The organism is Agrobacterium sp. T29, from assembly GCF_006970545.1.
Lineage (GTDB): Bacteria > Pseudomonadota > Alphaproteobacteria > Rhizobiales > Rhizobiaceae > Agrobacterium > Agrobacterium leguminum.
In genome coordinates this window covers 146,721-160,887 of sequence record NZ_CP040640.1, presented here as the reverse complement: position 1 = coordinate 160,887, position 14,167 = coordinate 146,721, and the positions used below count along the sequence as shown (strand labels likewise).

The 14,167-nt window shown below is 60.6% G+C and carries 16 protein-coding genes and 1 tRNA gene; 9 read left to right on the top strand and 8 right to left on the bottom strand.

The genetic code is table 11. The annotated features are described in order from the left end of the window. Positions 1-5: 5 nt before the first annotated feature. From FGF54_RS00795 to FGF54_RS00780, 4 genes are read right to left on the bottom strand one after another with little or no spacing between them, the layout of a single operon-like run. Positions 6-2,273, bottom strand: coding sequence for a chemotaxis protein CheA (locus tag FGF54_RS00795; protein ID WP_142778658.1), 2,268 nt, complete (start codon positions 2,271-2,273; stop codon positions 6-8). Positions 2,274-2,289: 16 nt separating this feature from the next. After that, the gene (gene cheY1, locus FGF54_RS00790) at positions 2,290-2,655 is read right to left on the bottom strand and encodes a chemotaxis response regulator CheY1 (protein WP_003493773.1); all 366 of its coding nucleotides are present in this window, start codon (positions 2,653-2,655) and stop codon (positions 2,290-2,292) included. Further along, positions 2,652-2,951: an STAS domain-containing protein gene (locus FGF54_RS00785; RefSeq protein ID WP_003503483.1), complete on the bottom strand. Its 300-nt coding sequence runs from the start codon at positions 2,949-2,951 to the stop codon at positions 2,652-2,654. Before FGF54_RS00785 ends, cheY1 begins: the two co-directional genes overlap by 4 nt. After that, positions 2,951-4,495, bottom strand: a complete 1,545-nt coding sequence (locus FGF54_RS00780) for a globin-coupled sensor protein (RefSeq protein ID WP_142778657.1) — start codon at positions 4,493-4,495, stop codon at positions 2,951-2,953. The genes FGF54_RS00785 and FGF54_RS00780 overlap by 1 nt, the downstream gene beginning before the upstream one ends. A gap of 568 nt (positions 4,496-5,063) precedes the next feature. Between FGF54_RS00780 and FGF54_RS00775 the strand changes: the two genes are divergently transcribed. From FGF54_RS00775 to mnhG, 7 genes are all read left to right on the top strand, one after another. Further along, positions 5,064-5,441, top strand: a complete 378-nt coding sequence (locus FGF54_RS00775) for a hypothetical protein (protein ID WP_142780088.1) — start codon at positions 5,064-5,066, stop codon at positions 5,439-5,441. A 106-nt stretch (positions 5,442-5,547) separates the two neighbouring features. Next, complete coding sequence (locus tag FGF54_RS00770) at positions 5,548-8,466, top strand: monovalent cation/H+ antiporter subunit A (protein ID WP_142778656.1); 2,919 nt, start codon at positions 5,548-5,550, stop codon at positions 8,464-8,466. After that, positions 8,466-8,801, top strand: a complete 336-nt coding sequence (locus tag FGF54_RS00765; RefSeq protein WP_020810384.1) for a Na+/H+ antiporter subunit C — start codon at positions 8,466-8,468, stop codon at positions 8,799-8,801. The genes FGF54_RS00770 and FGF54_RS00765 overlap by 1 nt, the downstream gene beginning before the upstream one ends. Next, positions 8,798-10,444: a monovalent cation/H+ antiporter subunit D gene (locus tag FGF54_RS00760; protein ID WP_035239397.1), complete on the top strand. Its 1,647-nt coding sequence runs from the start codon at positions 8,798-8,800 to the stop codon at positions 10,442-10,444. The genes FGF54_RS00765 and FGF54_RS00760 overlap by 4 nt, the downstream gene beginning before the upstream one ends. Further along, positions 10,441-10,929, top strand: coding sequence for a Na+/H+ antiporter subunit E (locus FGF54_RS00755; protein ID WP_020810386.1), 489 nt, complete (start codon positions 10,441-10,443; stop codon positions 10,927-10,929). Before FGF54_RS00760 ends, FGF54_RS00755 begins: the two co-directional genes overlap by 4 nt. Further along, a complete protein-coding gene (locus FGF54_RS00750) occupies positions 10,926-11,207 on the top strand; it encodes a K+/H+ antiporter subunit F (protein ID WP_078051276.1) in 282 nt (93 codons plus the stop codon). Before FGF54_RS00755 ends, FGF54_RS00750 begins: the two co-directional genes overlap by 4 nt. Further along, positions 11,204-11,548, top strand: coding sequence for a monovalent cation/H(+) antiporter subunit G (gene mnhG, locus FGF54_RS00745; protein WP_003522773.1), 345 nt, complete (start codon positions 11,204-11,206; stop codon positions 11,546-11,548). The genes FGF54_RS00750 and mnhG overlap by 4 nt, the downstream gene beginning before the upstream one ends. A 9-nt stretch (positions 11,549-11,557) precedes the next feature. Here mnhG and FGF54_RS00740 read toward each other — a convergent pair whose 3' ends face one another. Then, complete coding sequence (locus tag FGF54_RS00740) at positions 11,558-11,890, bottom strand: helix-turn-helix domain-containing protein (RefSeq protein ID WP_142778655.1); 333 nt, start codon at positions 11,888-11,890, stop codon at positions 11,558-11,560. Positions 11,891-11,968: 78 nt separating this feature from the next. Here FGF54_RS00740 and FGF54_RS00735 point away from each other — a divergent pair, with 78 nt between their 5' ends. Together FGF54_RS00735 and FGF54_RS00730 are read left to right on the top strand one after the other, a co-directional pair. Continuing rightward, entirely contained in the window at positions 11,969-12,247 is a 279-nt protein-coding gene (locus FGF54_RS00735) for a hypothetical protein (protein ID WP_142778654.1), read from the top strand. A 53-nt stretch (positions 12,248-12,300) separates the two neighbouring features. Next, entirely contained in the window at positions 12,301-12,561 is a 261-nt protein-coding gene (locus tag FGF54_RS00730) for a helix-turn-helix transcriptional regulator (RefSeq protein WP_142778653.1), read from the top strand. On the opposite strand, the gene FGF54_RS00725 is transcribed toward FGF54_RS00730, so the two are convergent. The 3 genes from FGF54_RS00725 to FGF54_RS00710 form a co-directional block, all read right to left on the bottom strand. After that, a complete protein-coding gene (locus tag FGF54_RS00725) occupies positions 12,562-13,152 on the bottom strand; it encodes an alpha-ketoglutarate-dependent dioxygenase AlkB (RefSeq protein ID WP_142778652.1) in 591 nt (196 codons plus the stop codon). Positions 13,153-13,311: 159 nt separating this feature from the next. After that, positions 13,312-13,387, bottom strand: a tRNA-Phe gene (locus FGF54_RS00720). 239 nt (positions 13,388-13,626) lie between these two features. Beyond that, positions 13,627-14,052 carry a hypothetical protein gene (locus tag FGF54_RS00710; RefSeq protein ID WP_142778651.1) on the bottom strand — a complete coding sequence of 142 codons (426 nt, stop codon included), beginning with the start codon at positions 14,050-14,052 and terminating at the stop codon, positions 13,627-13,629. Positions 14,053-14,167 lie beyond the last annotated feature (115 nt).

The window sequence follows — 14,167 nt, the reverse complement described above, 5'->3', positions numbered from 1 at the left end:
CGCTTTCAACCTGTCGCCGCAAGCGACATTTCCTGCTTCAGGGGCTGTCCGCGCGAGGCGCTGACGATGGCATCGACATCCAGGATGAGCGCAACGCGGCCGTCACCGAGGATGGTGGCGGCGGCAATGCCCGGAACATGGGTATAGTTGGCTTCCAACGACTTAATGACAACCTGACGCTGGCCCTGGATCGCATCCACCATCAGGGCACGCTGGCCGCCGCCTTCCGATTCCACCAGAAGGGCGACACCTTCGACCGGATCGGCCTGGGTCGGGCGGAAGTTCAGCACGCGGCCGACATCGACCAGCGGGCAGAAGGAGTTGCGGATGGAGATCAGCCGCTGGTTCGCGCCGAAGGAGTGAATGTTCTTCGCTTCCGGCTGCAGGGTTTCGACGATTGCCGTCAGCGGCACCACCAGCGTCTGGCCGGCAACGGTCACCACCATGCCGTCAAGAACGGCGAGCGTCAGCGGCAGGCTCATGGTGAAGGTCGAGCCATGGCCGGGGCGCGAGGAGATGCTGATGCGGCCGCCAAGCGCCTGAATGGAGCGCTTGACCACATCCATGCCGACGCCACGGCCGGAAATGTCGGAAATCTTGTCCGCCGTGGAGAAGCCCGGCGCGAAGATCAGATTGTCAATCTCTTCATCGGTCAGGTTCGCATCGGCGGCGATGAGGTCGTTGTCGATTGCCTTCTGGCGAACGCGCTCGCGGTTGATGCCCGCGCCATCGTCCTGAAGCTCGATCAGGATGCGGCCCGAACGGTGCTTGGCCGAAAGCTTGATGGTGCCTTCCGGGTTCTTGCCCGCCGCTTCGCGTTTTTCCGGCGTTTCGATACCGTGGTCGACGGCGTTGCGGATCATATGCGTCAGGGGTTCGGCCAGCTTGTCGATGACCGTCTTGTCGACTTCCGTGTTCTCGCCTTCGGTGACGAGGCGGATCTGCTTGCCGATCATGTCGGCGACTTCGCGGACGATACGCGACATGCGCTGGAAGACCGGCTTCACCGGCTGCGCGCGGATCGCCATGACGCTGTCCTGGATTTCGCGCGTCAGCTGCTGCAGCTCGTCGAGGCCCATATTGACGGCGGAGGTGCCGCTCGCATCGTTTTCGATGACGCTCTGCGACAGCATCGCCTGATTGATGACGAGTTCACCGACGAGGTTGATGAGGCGGTCGACACGGTCGAGGTCGACGCGGATGGTCTGGCCGGCGCTGGCATTGGCCGCCGCATTGGCATTCGCCTGGGCTGCGGCAGGCGCTGCCGCCGCCTCACGCTTTTCGATGGCGGCATTGACGCTCTGGGCGATCTGCGTCGTCGCGACGGCCGTTTCGACGGCTGCGGCAACGTAGGACGCTTCAGCCGTGGCGATTTCAACAGCGGGCTGCTCTTCCGGTCCGCTATCGAGGGCCGAAAGATCGAACGGCACCGGGATCATCGGAAGCTCTTCCGCGTCGTCTGCGGCATCCGAAACAACCGGCACGATTTCCAGATCGCAATCCCATTCGGCGAATTCGAAGACGCTGCGGATGCCCTCTTCGCCCTTGTCGGTCGCAATCGAAACCGTCCAGGAAAGATAGGATGCTTCAGGATCGAGCTTGTCGAGCGAAGGCAGCTCCGACATGTCGCAATTGATGCTCATATCGCCGATGCGCGAAAGATCGCGCAGGAGAAGTGCCGCCTCGTTGCCCTTCGAATAGAGCGACGCATGCGGCTTGAAGGTGATCTGGAAGGACGGCGCTTCCATCAGCGGCGTGGTTTCGTCGGCAAAGTCCGTGAAGGAGAACGGGATCGGTTCGAAGCCGCTCTCATCCGTCGGCTTGGGTGCGACGGGTTGCGGCGCCTTGACGGCGGCCGGCGCTGCCACGGGCGCGGAAACCTGCACGGTTTCGCCGTTTGCCAGCGCTTCCAGCTCCTTGACGAGGCCGCGGGTGCGGCTTTCATCGACGCTGCCGCCGTCTCTGGCCGCATTGGTCAGGTCCGCCAGCACGTCGGCGGAGCGCAGCATGACTTTCAGAACATCCTGTGTCGGCTCCAGCTTGTTGGAGCGGACGCAGTCGAGAGTCGTTTCAAAAACGTGGGCGAAGGCCACGAGATCATCGAGACCGAAGGCACCCGCCCCGCCCTTGATGGAATGAACGGCACGGAAAACGGCGTTGACGGTTTCCGGATCGCGGTCGCCGTCATTCAATTTAAGAAGCCCCGATTCCAGTTCGGCGAGCTGCTCCTCGCATTCCTGGAAAAAGATTTCCTTGATTTCGTTCATATCCATCGTGAAATGTCCCGTATCAGGCGGTTACGCGTTCAATGGCATCGATGAGTTTTGCAGGATCGAACGGCTTGACGATCCAGCCCGTCGCACCGGCCTGACGGGCGCGGTTCTTCTTCTCTGCGTCGCTTTCGGTCGTCAGAACGAGGATCGGGATCGCACGATACTTTTCGTTGCGCCGTACACCCTCGATAAAGCCGAAACCATCGAGACGGGGCATGTTGATGTCCGTCACGATAACATCGGGGTTGCTCTGCTCGAGCACTTCGAGGCCCTCGATGCCGTCTTCAGCCTGAATGGTTTCGAAACCGGCATTGTTGAGCGTGACCAGGAGCATGTTCCTGATCGTCCGGGAATCATCCACGGTAAGAACTTTTTTCTTCACTTTTGCATCTCCTTGGGGAGCAAATGGTCAATATCGACGCCTATCAGTTTCATCGTCTTGTCGAATGCATCGGACACCCTGGCAAAACCGAAGGGCTTGCCATCCTCTTCCCAGGATTTCGCGCCGGCCATGAGGACCTGGGCGCAAAGCGCACCGATACGCTCCACCTCGGACGCGTCTACCGACAAAGGTGCTCCCCTCAGCGTCATCAGCTTGCCGTGCAGGGCCGATGCTTCGTTGAGATCCAGCACCGGTGACAGTTTCAGCGTCGCCTCAGCTGCTTTTCTGGCTGCCATTACATGACTCCCTGACGTCTGAATTGTTGGTAATCCTGGCCGTAATCCGTGCGATTGTCCGCACGGGCCATAAATGAAGTGTCCTGCCGGTCCGCACCGGACGCCGCTTTCGCCTGCCCCTGACGGGCGATGCGGAATTCGCGGATGGTGCGGCCGAGTTCGAGAATGACGGTTTGAAGCGCGTCCGCCTCGGAGGCGCTCGCGCTGATATCGACGGCGTTCCGGCCGGCCTGCCTTTGCTGCTCGCCGATATTGGCGGCAACCGATTGCAGTTCGCCGGCCTGTTCGGCCGTATGCCGGGAGACTTCCGCGATCATGTCGTTGATGCCTGAGACCTGCCGGACGACGCCGCCGATTGCGTCCTGCGTGCGGTTGACCATGCGCACGCCGCCCTCGACCTGCGTCTTCGTGGTGCCGACAAGGCTCTTGATTTCCCTTGCAGCGTCGGCGGAACGCTGGGCGAGCGCCCGAACCTCCTGCGCGACGACCGCGAAACCACGTCCGCTTTCACCCGCGCGCGCCGCCTCTATGCCGGCATTGAGGGCGAGAAGGTTGGTCTGAAAAGCGATCTCGTCAATCGTGCCGATGATCCTGCCGATCTGTTCGGCGGATTGTTCGATATCCGACATGGCGTCAATCGCCTCGCCGATCGCCTTGCCGCTTTCGACCGCCGCCTCACGGGCGCGGGAAACAGCCGTTTCCGTGGCCGATATGCGCGCGCCGTTTTCAGCAACGTTCCCGATCATCGTCTGGATGGCGCGGGAGGTTTCGGCAAGCGCTTCGGCCTGCTGGCGGGAGCGCTCGGCCATGGAGCGGCCCATATCGGCAAACCGCGCACCGAGCGCCTCGGCCTCGCCGATGCTGTTTTGCGCCGCGATCAGCGATGCGCCGATCGTTTCCAGAGCCGTGTTGAAGGAAGCCGCGACATCTCGATAGGCTTCCGGCACTTCGCCGCCGATGCGGGCCTGCAGATCGCCTGCGGCAAAGGCCGTCAATGCCGTGCCCAGCAACTTCGCCGCTTCGGAGCGGTCATTGTCACGCTGTTCCGCCAGTTCGCGGCCATGGCGCAGGCGCAACTCGTTGAAGCGCAGCGAGACGGCGATCTCGGTATCGACCATCACCAGACGGACGACATTCTTGACGGCTTCCGCCAGTTCACGGGTTTTCTTGCGGTTGCCGGGCAGGATGGAGCGCGGCGCATGTTCGGCCACCAGCCCACCGACGAGATGTTCCAGAACCACCGCGTGGCTGGCGATCTGCCAGCGCGGATCGAGACCCATGCGGCTGGCATTGTCGGAAAGAACCTTCACCCGCTCAGCATAGAGCGCATCGAAACGCGCATCGGTCAGAACGCTCCAATGCGAGGATTGCAGATCGTGCAGGCGGTCGAGCTGGTTTTCGCTTTCGAAAGACGGAGAACAGTCCGGCATGGACTGGAAACGGGTCATCACGTCCCGCAGGCCGGCCTTGACGTAAGGCTCCAGCATGCTGCGATAGCTGCGCAGGAAATCGGATTGCGTCTCGTCGAGGCCGGCAAAACGCAACCGTCCCGCCAGGCTTCCGCCTGCCGATCTGCGCGCTTGATCTGATGGCAAATCCTGCCCCAACCGACGTCCCCAACAACATGACGGCCGGTAAAACCCGGCCAAATTGGCCAAGGTTCAGAACGCCAGCACCCTGAGGGGATTTTTGAACGAACATACCCATCGCGGACGATGCGGCATCGACGCCTGCCAGACCTTCTTGAACCAAGAAACAAAAATACCGGATCGGCACCGGTACGGCAGTGCGGCGTCATGCCTGGAAGGGGAGAGAACCCCATTCCGCCGTGGAAATACCATCAATCTTTATGGTTAATTCCTTGCTTGAAAGTTAAGAAACACAGGCGTCGGCGTCAAACGGTAAAATTTGTAAAAGCTTTTAGCCAATGCCGCCCTCACTTTGCCGCAAACGGGCAAAAACGAAAAGGAATCGGACGGTGCGGGCGGTTTTTCCCGCATGCGCGCTGGACAAGCATGTCCGGCTTCCCCTAAAACAAATCAACAGGATATTCGCTCAACGGTGATGCTTTAAAGAGACCTTTACGATCAAGGAGATGCCAACTTGCCATGGATGGAGAAAGGCCGCAGTTCAAGGCGCCATCCGCAAGTGTTGATCGGTCTTGTGGTCGCGAGCCTGCTGGTCATGATCGGCTTTCAGGCACCGGCCGGCGTCAAGCCCCTTTCCAAAACCAGCCGCCTCGAACGATTGCAGAGCGTCGATCCCGGCCGTTCCCTTTCTCTTCGCGAAAAGGATTGCGATAGCGGCAATGATTTCGGCTGCAGGACCGGCGATGCCGGCTCAGGCTTTCGCCTGGACGCGTTTGCCTCACCCGCCCCGAGCCTCAGGGATAATGCCGACGTCTCGCTCGTCGCTGTTGCCATCGTGCCACAAGCTTTCCGAGACTTTGCCAGCGTGGTTCCACGCGCGCCTCCGCATATTATGTATTAGTCATTCCGGCGGTCCTCATCATTCGGTTCATTGCGAACCTTGAGGGATCGGAGTCGTCGGAAACCCGCCGTAGGCTCCCATTCCAGAGAGAAAACCGCCGCCGCATATGACACTTGCAACCATTCTTCCATTCATTGTCGCATTGCCCTTCGTTGGCGCGCTTCTGACGGCCTTCATGCCGCGCGAGGGTGCGGCCGCCGGTCCCGCCTCCGTTGCGGGCGGCGTCGCCCTTTTCGGCCTTGTCAGCAGCATTTTTCTCTATACGAGCGTCAGCGGCGGCGCGGTTCTCAAGTATGATGTGGAATGGCTGCCCCAGCTTGGCCTGAACTTTACCCTGCGGCTGGACGGATTTGCCTGGATTTTCACGATGCTCATTACCGGCATTGGCCTGCTGGTGGTGCTCTACGCGCGTTATTATATGTCGGCCGAAGACCCGATCCCCCGTTTCTTCGCCTTCCTGCTCGCCTTCATGGGCTCGATGCTCGGCGTGGTGCTCTCCGGCAACGTCATCCTGCTGTCGATCTTCTGGGAAATGACCAGCATCTTTTCGTTCCTGCTGATCGGCTACTGGCATCAGAACGCCGGTGCGCGCGACGGCGCCCGCATGGCGCTGACCGTGACCGGCATCGGCGGCTTCAGCCTGCTGGCTGGCCTGCTGATCCTCGGCCATATGGCGGGAAGCTATGACCTCGACAAGATCATCGAGGCCGGTGCGGCCATCCGCGCCCATTCCCTCTATGTACCGGCGCTCATCCTTATTCTCGGCGGCGCGCTGACCAAGAGCGCACAGTTTCCGTTCCATTTCTGGCTGCCCAACGCCATGGCGGCGCCCACACCCGTTTCCGCCTATCTGCATTCGGCCACCATGGTGAAGGCCGGGGTTTTCCTGCTGGCGCGGTTCTGGCCGGTGCTGGCGGGCACGCCGGAATGGTTCTGGCTGGTGGGCGCGGCCGGCATCATAACCCTGCTGCTCGGCGCCTGTTTCGCCATGTTCCAGCAGGACCTCAAGGGTCTGCTCGCCTATTCCACCATCAGCCATCTCGGCCTCATCACCACGCTTCTCAGCCTCGGCAGCCCGCTTGCGGCAGTGGCGGCCATATTCCACATGGTCAACCACGCCACCTTCAAGGCCTCGCTCTTCATGGCGGCCGGCATCATCGACCATGAAACCGGCACCCGCGACATGCGGCGCTTAAGCGGGCTTTATACCTATATGCCCGCAACCGCGACGCTCGCCATGGCGGCAAGTGCGGCCATGGCCGGCGTGCCGTTGTTCAACGGCTTCCTTTCCAAGGAAATGTTCTTTGCCGAGGCCGTCGAGACCCATGCCGACTCGCTGCTGGACCGGGCGCTGCCCTATGTCGCGACGCTGTCGGGCGCCTTCGCCGTCGCCTATTCGCTGCGCTTCATCCATACGGTCTTCTTCGGCCCCAAGCCCGTCGATCTGCCGAACCCGCATCCGCACGAGCCGCCGCGCTGGATGCGTTTCCCCATCGAATTCCTCGTCTTCGCCTGCCTGATCGTCGGCATCGTTCCGAGCCTCTCCATCGGCCCGTTCCTGCACTCGGCCGTGCTTTCGGTTCTGGGTGCGCAAACGCCGGTCTACAGCCTGTCGATCTGGCACGGTTTCAACCTGCCGCTGATCATGAGTATAGCGGCGCTGATCGGCGGGGTTACGATCTATGCCCTGCTCGGCGGTTATTTCTCGCGCTGCGACGATGGCCCGCCGGTCTTCCGGCATTTGCGGGGACAGCGCATCTTCGAGCGCATTCTCGTCACCGTGTCCTGGAAATGGGCGCGGTGGCTGGAAAGCACGCTCGGCACGCGGCGTCTGCAGCCGCAGCTGAGGCTTCTTATCCTCGTGGCGCTTCTCGCCGGTTTCTCGCCTCTCTTCCTTTCGGAATTCTCCCTGTCGCTGCCGCGCGTCACGACCTTCGATCCGATCTTCGCCATTCTCTGGCTGATCGGCATGATCGCGGCCATGGGTGCAGCCTGGCAGGCGAAATATCATCGCCTCGCCGCGCTCGTCATGCTCGGCGTCTCTGGCCTCGTCACCTGCCTTACCTTCGTCTGGCTTTCCGCGCCGGATCTGGCGATCACCCAGCTGCTGGTGGAAATCGTCACCACGGTTCTCATCCTGCTCGGCCTCAGATGGCTGCCGAAACGCGTCGAGAAGGTCGACAGCAGCGATGAGCTGCCGGCGCAGCTTCGCCGCGCCCGTGACTTCCTGCTCGCCGCAGGCAGCGGTATCGGCATGTCCGTCATCGCCTATGCCGTGATGACGCTGCCGGTGCCGAACGCGATTGCGACCTATTTCCTCGAACGCGCCTATACCGAAGGCGGCGGCACCAATGTCGTCAACGTCATTCTGGTCGACTTCCGTGGCTTCGATACCTTCGGCGAAATCGCGGTGCTGGCCATCGTGGCGCTCACCGTCTTTGCGCTGCTTCGCCGTTTCCGCCCCGCCCATGAAAGCATCGGGGTGCCGGAACAGCAGCAGATGCAGAACGCCTTCGATGCCGAACGGCCGGACCGCAGCAATGGCGATACGGTTCGCGATTATCTCTATGTGCCGTCCATCGTGATGCAATGGATGTTCCCGGTCATCATCACCTTCTCGATCTTCCTGTTCATGCGCGGCCACGACCTGCCGGGCGGCGGCTTTGCGGCCGGCATCACCATGGCCATCGGCTTCCTGCTGCAATATCTCGCCGGCGGGGCGCGCTGGGCGGAGGATCGCATCCGCATCCTGCCGCTGCGCTGGATGGGTTTCGGCCTTTTGATGGCGGCGGCGACTGGTATCGGCTCCTGGTATTTCGGCTACCCGTTCCTGACCTCCTATTTCCAATATACGGAGATACCCTATATCGGCAAAATGCCGACGGCATCCGCCCTGCTGTTCGACCTCGGCGTCTTCTCGCTGGTCGTCGGCTCCGTTGTTCTTATCCTGATAGCACTGGCACACCAATCGTTGCGTAACTACCGCGTTCGCACGCCTGACGCCGCAAAAGCGGAGGACGTGTAATGGAACTCATTCTCGCCATCGGCATCGGCATCATGACCGGCTCCGGCGTCTGGCTGGTGCTGCGGCCGCGCACCTATCAGGTCATTGTCGGGCTTTCGCTGCTGTCTTACGCCGTCAACCTCTTCATCTTCGGCGTCGGCGGCATCAAGACCAATGCGCCGCCGGTGCTGGTGAACGGCGTCGACAGTTCGACGCTCGCCGACCCCGTGCCGCAGGCGCTGGTGCTGACGGCCATCGTCATCGGTTTTGCCACCACCGCATTGTTCCTCGTCGTGCTGCTCGCCGCCCGCGGCCTTACCGGCACCGACCATGTGGACGGGAGGGAGACGAAATGATGTCGTTCCCCTTCCACATCGTCATCGCGCCCATTCTTCTGCCGCTGATTACCGCCGCCCTTCTGCTGTTCTTCGACGAGCGCCAGCGCGTGGCGAAAGCCGCCATCAGCCTCACCTCGACCGTGCTGTTGCTGGTGGTCGCCATATTGCTGTTCCGCGAGGTGAACTCGACGGTCAATACCGAGATCGCCGCCGTGGTGTCGAGCGGCGTCTATCTGCTCGGCAACTGGCCGGCACCCTTCGGCATCGTGCTCGTCGCCGACCGTCTTTCGGGCCTGATGGTGCTGCTGACGGCGCTGCTTGCCATCCCGTCCTTGATCTATTCGATGGCGAAGTGGCACAGATCGGGCGCGCATTTCCATTCGCTATTCCAGATGATGCTGATGGGCGTCAACGGCGCATTCCTGACCGGCGACCTCTTCAATCTCTTCGTCTTCTTCGAAGTGATGCTGGCCGCTTCTTACGGTCTGCTGCTGCACGGCTCCGGCCAGCAGCGCGTCAAGGCCGGACTGCATTATATCGCCATCAACCTCGTCGCCGCCCTGTTCTTCCTGATCGGCGTCAGCCTCATCTACGGCGTTACCGGCACGCTGAACATGGGCGATCTTGCCCATCGCATCGAGGGGCTCAACCCCGATCAGCGCATGCTCTTGGAAACCGGCTCGGCCATCCTCGGCATCGCCTTTCTGGTCAAGGCCGGCATGTGGCCGCTGAATTTCTGGCTGCCCTCCGCCTATGGTGCGGCGTCGGCCCCGGTGGGCGGGCTCTTCGCCATCATGAGCAAGGTCGGCATTTATGTCATCGCCCGCCTGTCCTTCCTGCTTTTCGGGCAGACGGCCGGGGAATCGGCCGGTTTCGGCCATGATGCGCTGCTGGTCGGCGGCATCGCCACCATCATCTTCGGCGCCATCGGCGTTCTGGCGTCGCAGGCGCTGGGGCGGCTTGCCGGCTTTTCGGTTCTCGTCTCGTCGGGAACGCTGCTTGCCGCCATGGGCACCGGCAATCCCACGGTTGCGGCCGGCGCGCTTTATTACATGGTCAGCTCCACCCTCACCATCAGCGCATTCTTCATGTTGATCGAACTCGTCGAGCGCGGGCAGGATGCCGGCGCGAACGTTCTTGCCGTGACCATGGAGGCCTATGGCGAGGGCGACGAGGAAGAGGAGGAAGAGGAAGTCGGCGTGACCATGCCCGCCACCATGGCGGTGCTCGGCGCCTGTTTTGCCGCCTGCGGCATTCTTCTGGCCGGCCTGCCACCGCTTTCGGGCTTCATCGCCAAATTCTCGATGCTGACCGCCATTCTCAATCCTTCCGGGCTCGGCGCCAATGACAGCGTTTCCACACTCTCCTGGTGGCTGGTTTTCCTGATCGTCTTTGCCGGTTTCGCCTCGCTTATCTCGATGACGCGCGCCGGCATCCGCACCTTCTGGGCTTCCATCGAAGGCACCGTGCCGCGCGTGCTCGTCATCGAAATCGCCCCCGTGATGCTGCTGCTCGGGCTGACCCTTGCCATGACCGTGCAGGCCGGGCCGGTAATGCGATACATGCAGGAAACGGCGCGTATTCTCGACCTGCCGGCAAGCTATATTCAGGGCGTCATTTCCGCACCCCGAGCGGGAAGCAACCCGGAGGCCGAGCCATGATAAGCCGTGTCCTGCCCTACCCGCTGCTGACGATCTCGCTGATCTTTTTCTGGATGACGATCAACAGCTTTTCGCCCGGGCATCTGCTGCTCGGCACCGGGGTTGCGCTTGTCGCCTCCTGGGCGATGGCGTCGCTCAGGCCCGCCAAGCCGCGCATCCGCAACTGGCACAGGCTCGCGCAGCTCATCCTGATCGTGCTTTACGATATCGTCAGGTCCAATCTCTCGGTCGTGAAGATCATCCTGTTCAAGCGCGAGAGGGACCGCAAATCCGGCTTCCTGGCTGTGCCGCTCGATATTCGCGACCCTATGGCGCTTGCGGTTCTGGCGACGATCCTGACTTCGACGCCGGGAAGCGCATGGCTCGAATATAATTCCAGCCAGGGCACGCTGCTGCTTCACGTTCTCGACGATGTGGATGAGGCGGCCTGGATAAGCCTTATCAAGAACCGTTATGAAAAACTGCTGATGGAGATATTCGAATGAGTTCGATTATCCTTTTCTGGTCCTTTTCGCTGGCACAGTTCATGCTCGCCATCGCCATGGCGATCTCGGTCTATCGCATCGCCATCGGCCCGCGCGCGCAGGACCGGGTGCTGGGCATGGATACGCTTTATGTCAACGCCATGCTGCTTCTTTTGACCTTCGGCCTGCGCACCGGCAACGACATCTATTTCGAGGCATCGCTGCTGATCGCCATCCTCGGCTTCGTCTCCACCGTCGCCCTTTCCAAATTCCTGATGCGCGGTGAGGTGATCGAATGAGCGAGGCGCACGAATTTCCCCTCTGGGCCGCCATTGCCGTGGCCTTCTTCGTCCTGCTCGGCGCCTCGCTGACACTGATCGGCACCATCGGCTTTGCCAGGCTCAACAGCTTCTATGAGCGCCTGCATGCGCCCACACTGGGCACCAGCTGGGGCACCGGCGGCATCGTCATGGCCTCGATCATCTATTTTTCCGTCTCCGGCGACCGTTTCGCCTTCCACGAAATCTTCATCGGCATTTTCATGACGGTGACGACGCCGGTTTCCCTGATGCTGCTGGGGCGCGCTGCGCTTTATCGGGACCGGGCGGAGCAGAATACGGATAATCGGGAGCATCTTTAGAGCGCCGGGCTACTTTGCCCGGCTGTTCGCCACTGCCTCAATTGCGATGGCCATGACTTCCAGATCGCTTTCCGGCAGTGCATTTGCTGCCGCAGCGATCTTTGCTTTCAGCAGATCATGGCCCGTCAGCACGGCTGTTTTCTTTTCAAAATCAAGCAATGCGTTCGGAGTGCTATCCAGAACGGTGGCTATCCGAACGAGTGTCGCGAGATCAGGCTCCCTTCGGCCCATGATGTAATTGCCGTAACGACGCTCCGTAAGCCCCGCTCGGCGGGCAACTTCCGCATTAGAGAGACCAAGCTCCTTCGCGCGCTTTTTCAGATTTGCTGCAAATGATTCCATAGGAACAGATTGTTCCTGACAGAAACCACGGGTCTATGTACATTATGGCGTTAACGATCACGTCATTATAGGTAGGCCATGCCGCTCAGCGCCGATTATCTCTATCTCATCGCGGGCTGCAGTTTCGTCCTGGCAGCTTACCTCTGGCTCGAATGGCAGACTCGCATTCGACCCATGCTCTTACTAAGCTCGGAGATTAAACGCCTTGCCGATGACCTGATTGAACGACATGGCGAGCGCGCGGAGGAATTCGCCGCCATGGAAGAAGACCGGGCATGGCGCTATTCGCGAAACTTCGAGCAGGGCAAATGGCGGCGTGTGCGCAGAGAACTTGAGTGCCGCGACAATATCCCATAGCAGGATAATTCAGGACGGACCCTTGGCACTGCGATTTTGAGATTTTTCGGCACATGACAAAGTCTACGCATACACCCGAGTATCGGCTTCTTGTTGAGATACTGACCGACACCCGGCGAAAAACAGGGTTAACCCAGCAGCAAGTCGCAGAACGGCTGGGTAAGCCACAGTCCTATGTCGCAAAGGCTGAAGGAGCTGAAAGGCGAATAGACGTCGTTGAATTTGCAAAATTGTCGGCCGCAATGGGCGAAGACCCGACCGCGCTTCTTCAGCTGTTGCTCACAAGAATGGAGGAACGAGGCGTTCCTCTCTGATCAAGACTGTTTCGACGCGATAACCTTGCGAAAAGTGAGGGAAATTCGCCTGTCTCGGGCTTTCCTAACTCCGTTCACGATATCCGATTTGCGAGCCGGAATTTCATGGGTCCAGCCGTAGCGGCCAGCGTCTCTCAGCAAGACGCCGGAGCGAGGTTGAAGCAAGACGCCGCATATGGCTGACCCACGCAATTCGCGGAAAACCATCTCGCAAGCAGATAGAAGGCTTAGCGATACGATCCCATCGTCAAAACAGGGCACACAATCGACATGCGCACTGATGCCCTGCCCCGGAAGATATTCATTAGCGATAACCTGATCGGGCAAATCCCGGCAATATCCTGCGGCAACCAGCCGCTTAGCGAACACGCCGAGCCAGGGCGGCAACGGCCCGAGATACGCATCCGCGGTAACAACGCGCGCCTTATAGTCGTACCGATAACCGAAATGCTGCACGCGGCGTTTCAACTCCGTGCTCCACGCATCCGCATCCAGTCTGTCGGTGACGGCGGCCTCCTCCTCTGGAGAGAGAAAGCCGTCAAAATAGACAATGCCGGGCGGTAGAAGAGGTGGGCTTGTGACACGATCCATTTGTGGACTGCTCTCCAACTGCCTGCAACAAACAGGGTTGGCCTATGGCTACACCGCGCCTGTCAAAAGCATATGATGGCTGTAGCTACTCATCGAAATTTGCTTGCAAATGGACAAGTCACCAAGCACGCAATTCATCAAAAATGAGGTTGAGATAAATGGTGCCCGGAGGCGGATTTGAACCACCGACACGCGGATTTTCAATCCGCTGCTCTACCAACTGAGCTATCCGGGCACTTCAGGTCCTTGAAGAACCTCCGCTTTTGGCGGGCGGGGCTGTTTGGTGCCCCGAAAGTGAGCGGGGTTATAACATCTTGTTCGGACATGGCAAGCGCCATCGCGAAGTTTTTTGACAGTTTTTTCACGGCGCCTGTGGATGGCTTGAAAGTCTGCCCGGCGAAGGCAGGATTGCGGCGGAAAACCCGCTCCTGGGCATCCGCCGGGCCGGCGGGTGGCGGCACGGCAGGTGGCGGCTTACGCCCCTTCGCTGCGCCGTGCAGCAAAGCCAAGAGCGATTGGCACAACGGCCACCAGCGCCGCCATGACGGGCGAGGAGGCGAAGATGCGGCTTGCCAGCGAGGTGACGGCAACGGAGCGCACCACCGTCATCAGCCGCGAATTCTCGCGATCGCGCTCATGCCGGGCATTGGCGGATTCATGATGCGACGGGTTGGCGGCGGCTTCCAGCCGTTTGACGTCGCGGCGAATTTTTTCGAGCTGTTTGCGCAGGTCTTCAAGTTCCGCGCGCAAGGATGATTCCGGCGGAGCGGCGGCACGCGCCCTTCGGGCAGCAGCGGGTTTTGCAGCCTTCTTCTCCACGGCCTCTTCGTCCAGTTCGGCCAGATGGTCGTCAAGGTCCGAGGGCTTGTCGAAACCGTGGGATCGCAGTGGTGCTTTCATCGCTGTCTCCTGAGGCGTGCTGAATTGCGGCGGCGGGCACTTTTGCCCGGTCAGCCTTTTCAACGCCTCAGCCGGGCAAAGGATGCACGGAAAGCAGGGAAACAGGCATAATAAA

Excerpts from the sequence above, each read along its gene's own strand:
- FGF54_RS00795 (WP_142778658.1), bottom strand. The coding sequence starts at position 2,273 with ATGGATATGAACGAAATCAAGGAAATCTTTTTCCAGGAATGCGAGGAG.
- FGF54_RS00785 (WP_003503483.1), bottom strand. The coding sequence starts at position 2,951 with ATGGCAGCCAGAAAAGCAGCTGAGGCGACGCTGAAACTGTCACCGGTG.
- FGF54_RS00775 (WP_142780088.1), top strand. The coding sequence starts at position 5,064 with ATGGAGAAAGGCCGCAGTTCAAGGCGCCATCCGCAAGTGTTGATCGGT.
- FGF54_RS00770 (WP_142778656.1), top strand. The coding sequence starts at position 5,548 with ATGACACTTGCAACCATTCTTCCATTCATTGTCGCATTGCCCTTCGTT.
- FGF54_RS00765 (WP_020810384.1), top strand. The coding sequence starts at position 8,466 with ATGGAACTCATTCTCGCCATCGGCATCGGCATCATGACCGGCTCCGGC.
- FGF54_RS00760 (WP_035239397.1), top strand. The coding sequence starts at position 8,798 with ATGATGTCGTTCCCCTTCCACATCGTCATCGCGCCCATTCTTCTGCCG.
- FGF54_RS00755 (WP_020810386.1), top strand. The coding sequence starts at position 10,441 with ATGATAAGCCGTGTCCTGCCCTACCCGCTGCTGACGATCTCGCTGATC.
- FGF54_RS00750 (WP_078051276.1), top strand. The coding sequence starts at position 10,926 with ATGAGTTCGATTATCCTTTTCTGGTCCTTTTCGCTGGCACAGTTCATG.
- mnhG (WP_003522773.1), top strand. The coding sequence starts at position 11,204 with ATGAGCGAGGCGCACGAATTTCCCCTCTGGGCCGCCATTGCCGTGGCC.
- FGF54_RS00740 (WP_142778655.1), bottom strand. The coding sequence starts at position 11,890 with ATGGAATCATTTGCAGCAAATCTGAAAAAGCGCGCGAAGGAGCTTGGT.
- FGF54_RS00735 (WP_142778654.1), top strand. The coding sequence starts at position 11,969 with ATGCCGCTCAGCGCCGATTATCTCTATCTCATCGCGGGCTGCAGTTTC.
- FGF54_RS00730 (WP_142778653.1), top strand. The coding sequence starts at position 12,301 with ATGACAAAGTCTACGCATACACCCGAGTATCGGCTTCTTGTTGAGATA.
- FGF54_RS00725 (WP_142778652.1), bottom strand. The coding sequence starts at position 13,152 with ATGGATCGTGTCACAAGCCCACCTCTTCTACCGCCCGGCATTGTCTAT.
- FGF54_RS00710 (WP_142778651.1), bottom strand. The coding sequence starts at position 14,052 with ATGAAAGCACCACTGCGATCCCACGGTTTCGACAAGCCCTCGGACCTT.